The sequence below is a fragment of the Bacillus sp. (in: firmicutes) genome (genome assembly GCF_031983925.1).
In the GTDB taxonomy this organism is placed as follows: domain Bacteria; phylum Bacillota; class Bacilli; order Bacillales; family Bacillaceae_G; genus Bacillus_A; species Bacillus_A pacificus.
Map to the genome: position 1 here is coordinate 1 of NZ_DALYZR010000021.1, position 13821 is coordinate 13821.

General features: G+C 34.3%; 13 protein-coding genes and 1 pseudogene. 2 read left to right on the forward strand and 12 right to left on the reverse strand.

The features are described from left to right. Nucleotides 1–55 precede the first annotated feature (55 nt). The 10 genes and pseudogenes from RTP99_RS26850 to RTP99_RS26895 all read right to left on the reverse strand — a co-directional run. Nucleotides 56–1009, reverse strand: a pseudogene (locus tag RTP99_RS26850) (VirB4 family type IV secretion system protein); the annotation flags it as partial. 2 nt (nucleotides 1010–1011) lie between these two features. After that, nucleotides 1012–1926 (reverse strand): hypothetical protein, encoded by a 915-nt coding sequence (locus RTP99_RS26855; RefSeq protein WP_000892011.1) that lies wholly within the window; start codon nucleotides 1924–1926, stop codon nucleotides 1012–1014. Then, nucleotides 1927–2277 (reverse strand): PrgI family protein, encoded by a 351-nt coding sequence (locus RTP99_RS26860; protein WP_001233525.1) that lies wholly within the window; start codon nucleotides 2275–2277, stop codon nucleotides 1927–1929. A gap of 66 nt (nucleotides 2278–2343) precedes the next feature. After that, nucleotides 2344–2763 carry a hypothetical protein gene (locus RTP99_RS26865; RefSeq protein WP_001216648.1) on the reverse strand — a complete coding sequence of 140 codons (420 nt, stop codon included), beginning with the start codon at nucleotides 2761–2763 and terminating at the stop codon, nucleotides 2344–2346. 149 nt (nucleotides 2764–2912) lie between these two features. Beyond that, on the reverse strand, nucleotides 2913–3101 hold the full coding sequence (locus RTP99_RS26870; protein WP_000727316.1) for a hypothetical protein: 189 nt from the start codon (nucleotides 3099–3101) through the stop codon (nucleotides 2913–2915). 208 nt (nucleotides 3102–3309) lie between these two features. After that, the gene (locus RTP99_RS26875) at nucleotides 3310–4233 is read right to left on the reverse strand and encodes an Rpn family recombination-promoting nuclease/putative transposase (RefSeq protein WP_000118205.1); all 924 of its coding nucleotides are present in this window, start codon (nucleotides 4231–4233) and stop codon (nucleotides 3310–3312) included. A 106-nt stretch (nucleotides 4234–4339) separates the two neighbouring features. Then, entirely contained in the window at nucleotides 4340–4501 is a 162-nt protein-coding gene (locus tag RTP99_RS26880) for a hypothetical protein (RefSeq protein ID WP_000353863.1), read from the reverse strand. Between the two features lie 160 nt (nucleotides 4502–4661). Continuing rightward, a complete protein-coding gene (locus RTP99_RS26885) occupies nucleotides 4662–5975 on the reverse strand; it encodes a DUF3854 domain-containing protein (RefSeq protein ID WP_001108760.1) in 1314 nt (437 codons plus the stop codon). Beyond that, nucleotides 5965–7740 carry an LPD1 domain-containing protein gene (locus RTP99_RS26890; RefSeq protein WP_001048058.1) on the reverse strand — a complete coding sequence of 592 codons (1776 nt, stop codon included), beginning with the start codon at nucleotides 7738–7740 and terminating at the stop codon, nucleotides 5965–5967. Before RTP99_RS26890 ends, RTP99_RS26885 begins: the two co-directional genes overlap by 11 nt. Before the next feature lie 112 nt (nucleotides 7741–7852). Beyond that, the gene (locus RTP99_RS26895; protein ID WP_000548269.1) at nucleotides 7853–8404 is read right to left on the reverse strand and encodes a hypothetical protein; all 552 of its coding nucleotides are present in this window, start codon (nucleotides 8402–8404) and stop codon (nucleotides 7853–7855) included. Between the two features lie 592 nt (nucleotides 8405–8996). On the opposite strand from RTP99_RS26895, the gene RTP99_RS26900 reads away from it, so the two are divergent. Next, entirely contained in the window at nucleotides 8997–9194 is a 198-nt protein-coding gene (locus RTP99_RS26900; protein WP_071713420.1) for a hypothetical protein, read from the forward strand. 18 nt (nucleotides 9195–9212) lie between these two features. Next, on the forward strand, nucleotides 9213–9392 hold the full coding sequence (locus RTP99_RS26905) for a hypothetical protein (protein ID WP_000267727.1): 180 nt from the start codon (nucleotides 9213–9215) through the stop codon (nucleotides 9390–9392). Between the two features lie 203 nt (nucleotides 9393–9595). Here RTP99_RS26905 and RTP99_RS26910 read toward each other — a convergent pair whose 3' ends face one another. Together RTP99_RS26910 and RTP99_RS26915 are read right to left on the reverse strand one after the other, a co-directional pair. Further along, a complete protein-coding gene (locus RTP99_RS26910) occupies nucleotides 9596–9871 on the reverse strand; it encodes a barstar family protein (RefSeq protein WP_000351384.1) in 276 nt (91 codons plus the stop codon). Nucleotides 9872–9891: 20 nt separating this feature from the next. Beyond that, complete coding sequence (locus tag RTP99_RS26915; protein WP_002029168.1) at nucleotides 9892–13287, reverse strand: S-layer homology domain-containing protein; 3396 nt, start codon at nucleotides 13285–13287, stop codon at nucleotides 9892–9894. Between the last annotated feature and the right edge of the window lie 534 nt (nucleotides 13288–13821).

Sequence of the window (13821 nt, forward strand, 5' to 3'; positions counted from 1 at the left end):
GTTGAACTGTAAGTTCGACAATGCCTAAGCTTTTCACTTAGGAACGTGTCGCACCACCCTCGGGATCTATTATCATCGCATGTGTATCTGCAAGTGATGTTTCACGAGCTAGCTTCATTTTTAAGAGTAAACTTTTACCGGAACCTGAAATCCCTGTCACACCAATGTTATAGTTTGGTGGACGATAATCTGCGTTACCAAATGAATTTAAAAATTCTACTTGGCCAGTAATTTTGTTCTTTCCTATTGGTATACCACCGTTAAATCTTCCGGAACCTGATACAAAGGGAGCAAATGTACATAGAGCACGTCTATCGATATTGCGATATGTATCTTGCAGAGTATTTGGTGCACCTAGTGGCATAACTGCTTTCAAGCCACTCTTCACACGATTCCAAGTACTCGCTATTTTAAAGTGAGATGCTTGCATTTCATCTTCGATATACTCACATAAAACATCTAATTCTTTCTTTGAGTCAGCATACGCAACCGCCATGGTACTTACCATATAAGAGTCATTCTCATTAAATTGAATTTCATCCATTAAATTGTTTGTATCCTGAATTTTTGCATCTAAATCTTTTTCTTGGTCAATATTTCCACGTGTACGTTGGAAAGAAAGGTTCGAACGTAACATCGTCAGCTGCATATCTAACGAACGCATCGCTTTTGCTTTTGGCTCTTTATGAATATCAATCATGACATCAACCTCTCCAGCTGAAGTTAACATGTTCAGCCAATTGGTCTGCATCATACGAGGATATCCATCACGTGGAATATAAAATGGACGGAAGAAAGTATTACTTCCCAAAGACTGCTTAATTACCCCATAGTCTTCTGAATCAATTTTCATTCCTTCTGGGGCAATGACATCAAACACAGTTGTTTGATTTTCTAATTGAGGCGGAACTTCTTCTTGTTCGTACGCTTCCTCCTCTAGTTCCAATTCGTCATTCTTTTCAGCTTCTAACTTCTTTTTTTCTTTTTTCTTCTTTCCAAACAATTTCATACTTATGCCACCCCATTATTTGATTTTTCAGCTTTTTCTTCCGCTAGCACTTTCTTCATTAACTCTAGTTTTCTCTCATTTGTTTCACCGGTTGAATAGAGAGAGAAGTTCTCATTTTCAATTAAATCTTGGAAACGTGCTTTCACCGCTTTACGACGGTTAAACGCTACATATTGGAGTTCTATTAATTTATCTTTTGTTAACATTTCTACACTAATTTTTGCTTTCGATAGTAGATTTCGGGAAGCATTATAGCGACGATATAATTCGTTAAACGCTTTATCTACAATCTTTTCTTCCAATTCATCCTCTGTATCAGCTGTAATCGTACTAATATCCACTTTGTATGGATAAATTAAATATCGCTTTTGTTCATATCGAGGCTGCGAACGTTGCCAGTACTCTAAGTTGTCGATAACTTCTTGCCCATAAAGTACTGTCTCTGGTGTAAGGTCCTTCGCACCTTTCATTGTTTCTGTCATTTTTCGTACAGGATCTGTTAAATCTACAAACTTACTTTGGATATATACCTTCGTATTAAACTCTAATGTGGTTAACCATGATTCAATTTTGATATCAATCGCTTCTTGTTCCGCATTGGAAAGTAAATAATAGTTTACTGGGTGTGCCTCCGCGATTAGGATAAACGTGTCATCATGATAACGAATCATATGATTTTCAACTTCCTTAATGTCTTCTATAAAAGCACGAAAGAAATCAACATTATCCTCATCAATTTCCGATTCAGCAGGCGTATTCTTTTTATTTTTCTTTCCATTTTTTTCAGCAGTACGTTTCTCTAACCCGCCCTGGCTTTTCCCCTTTTTCTTAGAACCAAACATCGGTTTTCCATTCATTTTCCGATAAAAGAAAAACCCTACAATGGCTACCAACGCAAAATATATCATTTCTAACATCTATAAATTCTCCTTTACCCATGTAATTGGCTCGTATCCTTTTCTCCACTTGCCTTTTTCAGAACGGCTACGCATTTTGATAAGTAAATATTTATCTAGATACATGTGTTGTTTTTCTTTATAAATAAAAGCAAACGTTATTACAACTACTACTGTTGGTATTGCTAAAATTAAGCAAATAAAAAATGCTACCGCCGCATTAAAAGGTGCAAATAACCGCCATAAGAATGGCACATATAAATAAAGGGATGCTCCGCCACCCAATAGATAAATCAATTGGCGTTTGCTCAGCACACCTAACAGTGTTTTTTGTTCCGAAGTCATATCAACAGGAACGGTTACTTTTCTCATTTTGTTTCCTCCCTTATATAAGAGAAGCTCTCCCCAAATAGAGGAGAGCTTTTACAAACTCTTATGTTAAATTTTTGTAACCCAAGAAGCGATGTCGTATGCTTTGATCATGACAAAGCCTCCAATTGCTGCACACGCTAAACCAATCATGGCTTGTGTACGGTTTTCAGGGTTTTTACCTTGTGCACCAGATAGTTTAATAGCTGCAAATACAACGCAAGCTGCTACCCAAATACCACCAAAACCAATTAGTGTTGTTACAAGGGTATTCATGCTTTTTTGTACAGTGGTAGCATCTGCACCACTGGTGTGCCCAGTAAGCCCCCCCTCAAAACTTTTTTTTGCCAGTAGAAAATCTCCTACTGATGTTGTCATAAGTTTTGCAGACAACCAATTCAACATAATTCCTGCACCTCCGGGTGTTTTTGCTCGCAAAACGCAAAAAGACCCCAATACACGCACACGTCCCCTAAGGACATGGCGCATATTGAGGTCTTCTCTTATATGCGAACTGATTAATTTTTTATTTTATTGTTAAATCTTATTACGTTTATATTATAGCAATACGATTTTAAAAAAACAAGCCTTATTTACGCCTAAAAAGTAAAATTGGACTTTTCGTGTTCCGTTTTATTTCATTTCTTTTTATCCTCTTTGTTTGGATCGTACCATACCATTTGAATTTGAAAAATATCACTGTCCTTAAGACCCAAAACATTCATTTCCTCTTTCAATGAGCGCCATGGTTCTATTTTTATAGATTTTATACTTTTGTCTCTAAGCGTATACACATGTACATAATATGCTTCTTTTTTCTTTTTCATAATACAAATAACTTCCCCTTATATTCTTTATATTTTTTTAATAACAGAATAATTGAGTATGTAAAAATTACACACTTCAAATAGCATTTCCTCTTGTTACTTTCATAACTATTCCCCCTTCCTTCACATCTATTCACTTACTTTCATTAAATCAAAAAAACAGGTAATCGTGTGTACCCACAATTACCTGTTTTTTTATCATTTATATCTACCTTTTATTTCTTATAATTTCATTAACCTCTTCAACACTTAATTCTGCAACTTTTGCAATTTTTTCTATAGGTAATCCTATTTTAAACATATTTTCAATCATCTCTATCTTAGTTGCAATTTTAGTTTCTTCTGTAGCTATTTCTGCAGCTTTTTTCGCAGCTCTTTCTTCTGCTGTCTCTATTTCTGATATTCTATCTTTTATTGCTTTTTCTCTAGCCTCATATAAGCGTAAAAAATCCTTATCGCTACTTAAACGCTCCCAATCCTCTATTGCTTTTTTCAAAACTGGATCTTTTTCCATTGCTATCGCCTCCAGGATTGTTGTTAATCTCTCATCCTCATGCGCAGGAAATAATAGTAACCAACGCGCTAAAGAATCTTCCCACGGATCCATTCGTTTTCCTTGCCATTCTTGAATCACTTTTGGAATTTCAAGAAAATGCAACTGCATATTTTCGGTAATGATACGTTTAGATTTTTTGTTCATCACTGTATTAATACTATGAAACTCCTGCTCTTCTGGAAATAGAATGAAATCCACTATATTAATACAAATGGTTGGTCTTAATTCTGTATATTTCATCCCTTGAGTCATTTGAGAATAATACATACCTGACCAATAGAACAAAGAACGTTCTATCATATCTTTTTTGTCTCGAACTTGAATCTCTATATTAATTTTTATACCACTATTTAGCGTAGCTCGCAAATCTAAAATAGACAATTTATCATCCTTCTGCTCTCTTGGAAGATGCGGATCATCTAAGTGCAAAGATGTAATTTCTTCATCAATAGATGATTGTAGTACCGCGTTAAGAAACCCAATTAATATATCTTCATTTCCTTCTACTCCAAACAAACGCTTAAAAGCATAATCAACTCGTAAATTTACTAGATTCTTTTTTACATATACACTCATGTTTTCCCTCTACCTTTCTCGTTTTAAAATTGTATTTAAGAGCATAAAAAAAGATAGAATTATATTCTATCTTTTTCTCCTCTATTCATCTCATCAAATATGGCTACTAGTTACTTACTATATAAGAAATATCCTCTTCACACATATTTGTCGCATTTGCAATTGTCGTGATAGAAACTCCCTCATTATAAAATCGTTGAATGAGTTCCATTCTTTCTTGTTCCCTAGCTTTTTTATCTACGTCCATTAATTGTTGCATAATATCCATAATACTTAATACACACCTTTCTTTTATATAAAGTCCCCTAGCTAAACTGTTAAGTGTTTTGTTAAAAGAAAGTTTTACACTAATACTTCTACTTTGTTGTAAAATGTACGACTTTCTTTTAACGTGTACAATTTTGTTTTAACTTCACAATTATGATTTTTTATATTGTGCGAAAAACTGGTTTGAAAGCAGCTTGCATTGCATCATCCAGACCTTTCCCTTGTGCTGGGTTCCATGCCGCAATAATTACGTTATAGCCCTCTTTCTTTAACTCTGTCGCAAAAGCAATTACGGCAGCTCTTACTTTTTCATTCTCTACTAAGTCAGCATCAAATGCTAAGTATACATTTTCTACTCCCATATCTTTTAATACTGGCATAACGATTCTCCATGCATTTACACCTGGAATCGCAAGAACTGTTGTCCCTACTTTAGCTATTTCTTCTTTATTTAGTCTTTGAGGAAGTAAATCGGCAATCAAATCCGCCTTCATCGGCCCTTCTGTAATCATTACTGATTTTGTTTTGTGCAGCATACCAGACTTCCAATGTTTCAAATGTGAGCTTGGTACCGCTACATGTACAGGAAGTGGATTTTCACTACCTCCCGCACCGGTTCCTTCATCTTTATTTGCTGAAGAGATCCATAAGTATTTTTGACCTTTATGTATCTTTACAACAACCTTTTCCCCGTCGATTAATAATTCTTTATTTTTCCCTATTTCTAGTTTTCCTTCATAGATACAATCCTCGTTTTTCGTTATTTTCACTACATTAGGCTGTTGGACTAGTTCGGCTTGTATACCTGTAGGTCCAGATTTCACATGAACAGAGTTCTTTACTTCATCTACACGTACTTGCCAACCAACAATTTGATTATATTGGTTTCGGAATGGAATCATAATTCCTGGAAAACCTGCCATTAAACGAAGAGAAGTTTGTCCTTTCTTCATTTCATAAAATCCAGGTATTCCCTTCCAACAATCTTTTTTGCCAATTTGTTTAAATAACTTTTCCCAAATAGTTGTGTACGTATTATCATCTTCCAACACAATTTGTTGCTTTAAAAACGAACGATATTGACGTACCTGTACTTCTTCTTCAGTCATTTTTCTATCTTGCAGTAAATGTATATGATGCTTCTCCTCTAACGGCAAAAATCCGATTAAATTACGATTAAATACATCTAATTCTTCCTTACTTCGCTTACTATGCCCCTTTACTACATCTACCTCTGGTAATTGGTATTGCTTCTTACCATTTAGATAATGGATATAACTTGGATTACTTGAATTTTTACCGTATACCCACTTACTTTCCACACGGGTACATGCTACTTTCTCTTGTGAAACATGCAGCATACAGTTTCCAATAGCATTACAGATTGGGCATGGAACACGATAAAATTCCCACCAACTTCCTCTTGGATGTGCAGTTGTTAAACGAAATTGTCCTTTTTGTATGTTATAATTCATCATTTCCCACTCCTTGTATACTATTTATTATATATGGAATAGCTACTTCCATTAAACTCTTTATACTTCTATTTAGATGTTCTCTTTGTTCTCCTAACGGATATACAAAAGAATATGTATCACATACTAAATAATCGTTTCTATGTTCTTGATCTAGCAAAGCTGATTCTACATATGCTTCAAATGCTCTAGCAAACATCTCATGATTTGTAGACCAATACTTTTTAGTTCTCTTCTTATCTAACTTAATGGCTGTATCAAAATATATGGACCCTTTCACTTGATAGGGTATTTCACTAAGTTTTTCGCCTGTTTTTTTATAATGATATGCAGCTAACATTTGTGCGGTTTTCTCAAATTCTTTTTCAATTTTACGCTCCATACGCGTCTTTGTTGCTCCTGATAAAGTATCAAGCTTCCTACACAAACTAGCATGATGTGATTCTAAAATATTTGAAAGATTTCCTTTAAACACATCATAACTATCGATAACACCACCATAGAAATACCACTTTCTACTGTAGGCATTTTCCACGTTGATTACTCTGGCCACTTTTCCTTGTTTACAAGCATCTAACACAGCTTGCATCTTTTCCTTGATAATAGCAGGCAAGATATTCCCAATACTCTTCCCGCTTGATAAGAAAGCAAGACTACCATTTTGAAAATCATGACTACAATCATATAAGAAATGATCCAATGCATGTCCCCATTCATGACACAATGCCCCGACTCCATTATCACGAGTTAAATTAATGACTTTGGTAGAAGGTTCATAATGTGCTAATGCATTGCCGCTTCCTCTCGCACCAATCGCAAGTCCTAAGCGTCCTCCTAACCCTATATACTCAGGTGAAATCCCTAATATACGAGCTAAATCATGCAATGCTTCGGATACATGCCCGATATGTTCTTTTGCATATTGTTCGGTGCAATAATGACCAAATTGCATCCCCTTCAACCCAAACATAGCCACTACGTCTTCAGGTTTGGTAGCAATTTCTACTCCTGGTCCTTTTCTTTGCAGAGTATCTGGCAGTTTCCTACTCCAAGCAGCTGCGGATTTCTTACGAGTCGTAACCTTTTTCGTAAGTAAATCATTCCATGTTAGTTCATGTGATACACGAAGATACGTAGAATTAATACTTTTAGAATTTGTGCAAAGTGATATGAATTTCTTTCCTAATATTAATAACTCCATACCATCTGCATCAACAAACTCATCAAAATATTCCTCTACCATTCTTTTAAATGTGAATGTTACATTCTTATTTTTTCTAAATGTAGACCAACCATTGTTCATTTCCATTCCATAAGAGACCACAAGATCTACCCATTGTTCTGAGGTATGTACCGACTGTATATCATGCCATATTCTTCTACATGCTTGAACATATAGTTTCCTTGCAGTCGGTGTATCTACAATTGGCTTCTTATTTATTCTGCCCACTAGCAACTGCTTTAACTTTGCAACATGTGGTGGGACATCATTTTCTTTTTCATGTTCAAAAGAGAATGGAATCAATGTATTTCGATCCAATGCATTTAGCGCCTCTACTGGAGATTCTTTTTCAATTTCAGCTAAAATTTCTAAAGAAAATGATACTAAAAATGATTCTTTTAATGCTCGTATCTCTTTCTTTGCTCCCACTAATTTCTCACCTACATCATAACTGTATCGATTGCGAACTTGTTTATCTGTTCTCACATCTTGTACCATTACGTCTTCTCCAACCTCTAAACCAAACAGTTCAAATAAATTCATACTAAAATCCTCCTGAATAAAATAAAAGACAGAAATTCATAGTCATTTTGCACTACGGATTTCTATCATTCCCTCTGTCTGTACACTTCCATATAGTTATGTAAATTACTCATTACGATACACTCACACCTGTTAAAGAGAATAGATCCTCTTTTGTCGGATTTAGTGCTTGTAACCAGCTATCTACCTCTAAGAAGTTTACTTTTTTTAATTGTTCGCCTTTTTCCGCACGCTTAACCACCTCTAAACCTCCATGGTGATGCACAATCATTACAAGATCATCTTTCTTGAAAATACAATCTACATCTGCAGAGTTTATGTGGTGGTTACGTAGAATTGGTTTCCATTTCTTAAGTGAATAACCTTCTACATCTAAAAAACCACGTATAGCAGTAAAGCGAAAACTCGTTCCTCTAAAACATCTTTCCAATAAAAAAAGGAAATCCCGTACACATCCATTAAAATGAACATGATACAAATAGATTTCCCCTGCTTGTTTTGCTGCTCGCTGTGACAAGTTTGATGGTTTAATGGCAAACTGATAACAATCTCGTTCCCAAAATGCTCCTTCTTTTGTAACTCTCATTCGTAATGCACGTAAACTTGGAATAAGTTCATCTGGATGTGCAGAACAAAATAAAGATACTTCATAACTGATATGCATAAATAAATCCCCCTAAATAATAATTTTTGCCCAGTGTAATAATGGATTCTACTAATCAAACAGACTTGAAAACAACACAAAAAGGGCTTCTTCAAGTCGATTAAAAATGTGCATAGCAAAATAAGCTATAAATACACTAATCGGCTCAAAGAAGCCCTTTCATAAATGAAACAAGACGCAACTTGCTTCTACAACTCAACCACAACACAATAAGGTGTGGGAATAAACGGAATCAATTAAACAATAAATATAATTCCATATTAATGAATTCATACAAAAATTTCAATAATTTTATTTGTCCTTAAGATGTCCCGCTCATTTTTTTAAATTCATATGTTTTAACACTACCTTGGTTTCTTCATCAAATGATATAACTCCCTCCACGATAATATTTAATTTAGGATTGAAATTCTCTAAATCTCGATGTATTATATTTTTGTGTTTTTCTCAGTTCCCTAGCCGAGAATACATCATCACTTCTGAAAGAACCTGAACTCCAACGGGTTCTTTTTTTATTCCTCTTCTTGTAAATCTATTTATCTAAATGTAAAATTATAATTAAGTTCTAATATTGTGAATTGAGGTGAAAATCATGAGAAGTTTTGGCTCATTAATAATCTCTACTGTCTGTTCAGTACTTCTTGTAATTTGGAATGCCTATGAATTCTATAACGGATTCACAACAGGGCGCACATACTACTGGATTAATGGCATCGGGGCTGTTATCTTCCTTCTATTCCTTATCCTCAACATGCGAGATTTCAAAAAGAAAAACTACAGAACCTCATAACAATAGGAGTTGATACATATGTGGCAAAAGATTAATAATTATAAGTTTCATCTAAAAGATTTGAAATTTATGACTTGGCTATTTCCACACATTCATCAAGCTAATAAAAACAAATACCCCAAAACCAGAAAATTAACATCTACAGTTGAAAATCTACAATTTTTCTGTTTTAAATTCTATAAAATTTTAGCCAAATAGTGATGTGGCGATACTCCAAATTGCAAATACCTGATGAGTATAAGCATTTCTATAACTCTACTAATGTATGTTTATATCTATAAGGGGTACGGAAACGATTCGAGGTATGAGGGGCCACTATGAAAGAAAACCTAATTGATACAATAAAAACCGTAGAAATTAAATATTTCCACGGTTTTTATTTTTACCTAAGATCCTTTTAATTATTTTACAACAATATAGAACTTACCTGGCATTTCATTTTGTGCATCTTGAAATATTTTTAAAATTAAATCCGCATAAGGTCCTAACATTTTTTGAGTACTCTCGAAAAATTCCCATTCTATTGTTATAGGAAGACTTATAAATCCAGTTAAACAGTCCCACAAAGCATCTGCATTTTCCCCATAAAAACTAGGGAAATCTAATTGTTTTTTTAATATTTGGTGCAATACTTCTTTACTAGTAAATGTTCTTCCATCTAATTTTATTATATCCATAAATTTAATCCCTCTATTCCCTATTTTACTTCGGTAAACGTTTTATAATGATCAGAAGTTTTATACACTAATCCATCATTAGAATAAAGAATTCTATCATTACCTCGATACCCTGATGAATAATTAATATCCGCTTCATACCAAGTCCTATTTGGAGCACTTGGTAATAGCCTTTCATTATTATAGTAAACATTTCCACCAATACTTTTTCCTGGAGCTACTTCGTGGAGATTTCCTTTCTTTCTATCCCATCCTAAAGCTTCAGCTTGTTGCTTTGTGATGAAATTATCCGGTAATTTCTTATTTTGTTTTATATACTGAGCGACTTCATCAAAACCTGTAGGATATTTCGTGAATTTTGTATTTTTGGCTGCCGCTTCTAAAGCCTTACCTTTCTTCTCAAGGTCTCCAACCTTCCCTACAACTTTACCGATAACCCGTGTTGTGCCACCAGATACGACAGCCAATGTACCCCATGCATAATCATCTGGACCGTATTTTTGACCTGTTACTAAGTCTTCACCTTTGATAAGCTGTCCAATTTCTTTTCCTGTACCAATTATAGGTGTAATACCCAATATGAATGATACATCTCCATCATTCTTACGATCATATACTCTAGATGGATCACCACCTAAATCACGTAGTGCATTACTCAAGTCAATATTCCCCACATTGATGGTAGCAGCTGGAATATTAATCTTATGACTTGCTATTTTATTAGCGGAGTCCATAAATGTATTTGCAAGATCTATTCCCATATTGAAATCTGTGAAGAATCCTGGTACTTTCGCATCTAACGCTTGTAAATCTTGCGCAATGACTGGAACGTTTTTTCTTGTTACCTGTACAAGTTCCTCCATACCAGGTTTTGCTTCATCTATAGAATGCTTCAAACGAATGGAACTATTTACAACTGGACCTAAATCTTTAACTACACCAGAAAATCCCTTCGATAACTCTTGCATATTCAATGTGATTTGATGAATATCTTTGCTAACATCTTCTAGAAATTCACTTGTTTTATCTGCATATATACTTAATACCTTGTAAGTTTCACCATATGCTTGAGCCATGGATACATATTGTTGAAGTATAAAAGTATATGTTTCCACACTAAAATCTAGTAACTCTTTTCCATCGGCTCCAAGCAATTTTGCAAGTTCTTTCCTTTGGGTAACTGTTAAATTTCTTATATCACCTTTCATAGCATTTACTAATTCTTCTAACTTATCATGTGCTTCTATGATGACTTGCCTTTTATACTGTACATCTTGCTTTGCATCATTAATGTCTCTGGAAAGATTCTCTAAGTTTTCTACATCATCTACCCAACGTTGTTCTTCTTCTTCTAAAATTTTGATCGTGTTATTTATGTATGTTTCGTCACTTTTTAAGTAATCTAATACACCTTCAAATATCTTTATTTTTCCATCAAGCAAAGTAAGTGGACTTTTAGCCTCCTGATCAAAAATAATAGCATCATGAATGCGTACATATCCCTTTTCACCTTGGTAATTAACCTCATACCAAGAACCGACTTTCCCCACTACTTCTATCACTTCACCCTTGTTCACACTTTTTGCACGTAATGCTTTTTTCAAATCTGGCTCAGGATATACTTTTTTAACAAGGGATTCTAATGTAACCCACCCTTTAATCATTTCTCCGTCTTGATTAAAGGAGAACTTCTTGTCTTTATATGTAAAATCTCCTGTTTGTAATGCACCTGAAGGCTGTAGTAAATACCAACTAAACTCTTGCTTCATCCAACCATTTCTTGATTCATGAGAAGCATCAAAATAATACGGTTTCCCATCAACATTTGTAAATCCCGATTGCACAGGACCCAACGGACCAAAGTAATAGATTTTCCCATCGATATGTTGGATTCCAGTTTGTACCACGCCATCGGTTCCTAGATAATAATCATATCCACCTGTATGTAACCAGCCCGTTTGCATAAAACCATCGGTACCAAAATAATATCGTTTCCCATCAATTGATTGGAAACCTGTTACTCTTTGCCCATCTTTTTTATAATACGTCCATTTTCCTTCTTCTTGTACCCACCCTTGTTTATTATCTAAATAGAGTACTTCTTTTAATTGATCAATCCATTGTAATCCATTCGCGAGAACATTTAGATCACTATCAAGTTGTTTATCAAATTTCTTTTGAATATTTGGTGGAAAATATTTTTCGGGATCTTTATGATACTCAGTTATCATGAAATGAGACAAATTCGTTGCTTCTTTTGCTACATCCCATGAACGAACTGGTGATTCACCAATTACAACAGACTCTAGTACTCGGACATATCCAATTTCTCCTTGGTATTTTACCTGATACCATAAACCTTGCTTGGATATGACTTCTAAAACATCTCCATCCTTTACAGGCTTAGATTTCGATAGAAACTTTGTTTCGGGCTTTGGATAGATTCTTTTAACAGCAGAACGTAGAGTAATCCATCCCTTTTCCATATCCCCGTACTTATTAATTTCAAATGGTTTTCCTTGATAAGTAAATGTTCCTGTCACATACTTCCCATCTTTTAAATAGCTCCATGAAGTTGCAGAGAAACTCCATCCAGTCTTTAGTTTACCAGGTTCACTATAATATAAAGTATCTTTCCCTACCTGCTTACTCCCTTGGAATAGCCTTCCATCTTTAAAAAAGGCGTACTCTATTCCATCTAACGTAATGTTATCCCTTTGCTTACTACCATCTTTGTTGTAATAGTACCAATTCTCGTTCTCCTTCACCCAGCCAACTGATTCATCATTTTGCATATTTGTTACTTTCATAATCGTCCTATATAAGAACATAGAAAATTGCTCTCTAGTAACAATGCCATTTGGATTAAAATTCCCGTCACCTGTACCACTTGTTATGTTGTTACCGGCTAATATTTTGACATATTCGTTGGCCCAGTGACCTTTCATATCCGTAAATTCAACATTTCCTTGCGGTTTTAAATCAAATGTTTTGACAAGCACAGTTGCCATTTCGGCACGTGTCATATTATTTTTTGGATTGAATTTTTTTTCAGCATTTACACTGAAAATGCCACGTGCTGTTAGTGCCAAAATTTCCTTTTTGAAATTGCTGTCGCCAATATCAACAAATGGATTATTTGTACTATCTTGCGGTTTTAAATATCGATACAAGAAAGCAGCGAGATGTTCGCGAGTAATAGGATCGGCTGCACCGAAATACCCATTTCCGTATCCTGTTATAATCTTATTCTCCACCATATACATCATTTCTTTATACGCCCAGTGAGTTTTAGGAACGTCAATAAAAGATGATGAATTCACTTGACCATTTTGTTCTGCATACGCTGTTCCTACTGTACTGAATAACAAAATACATACGATAAAACTTAAAAATAATTTCTTAATTGTATTCATAATAGCTCCTATTCAATTGTTAAAAATATAATTGCAAAATCAGCACTTATTTTATCCTTCATTTACGGCATTTTATATAATTATCAAATTTCTATTCATACTGATATTTCGCATAAGGACAACCTAAGTCATTCTGTCTAAACAATAATTAATTCATAAGATGTTTCATTTTTTAAATCTAGTAGTCCGTTTATAGAACCTTCTTAATATACAGTAAAACCAAGTTTTTCAATTTGAAAATCCCTTATTGTAAAATTCGCATTATGTTGACAATATCCATAATAATACCAGTCTCCTTTCTTTTTGACGCGACCTATTTGAATTAAAACTTCGACTTCCTCTGTAAACATTGGTGCATAGGTAGAAAATAGTTAAAATAATGATAATATAAGTCCTATGATTTTCTTCATACTCGTATCTCCTTATCAATTCGTAAAAAACCTTTCAATTATATATTAAGTTTCATTGCTATTAAAATAAAAAAATATAAATATGCATAATTGCATATTTCCCCTCTCGATAGAGTGTACCCTA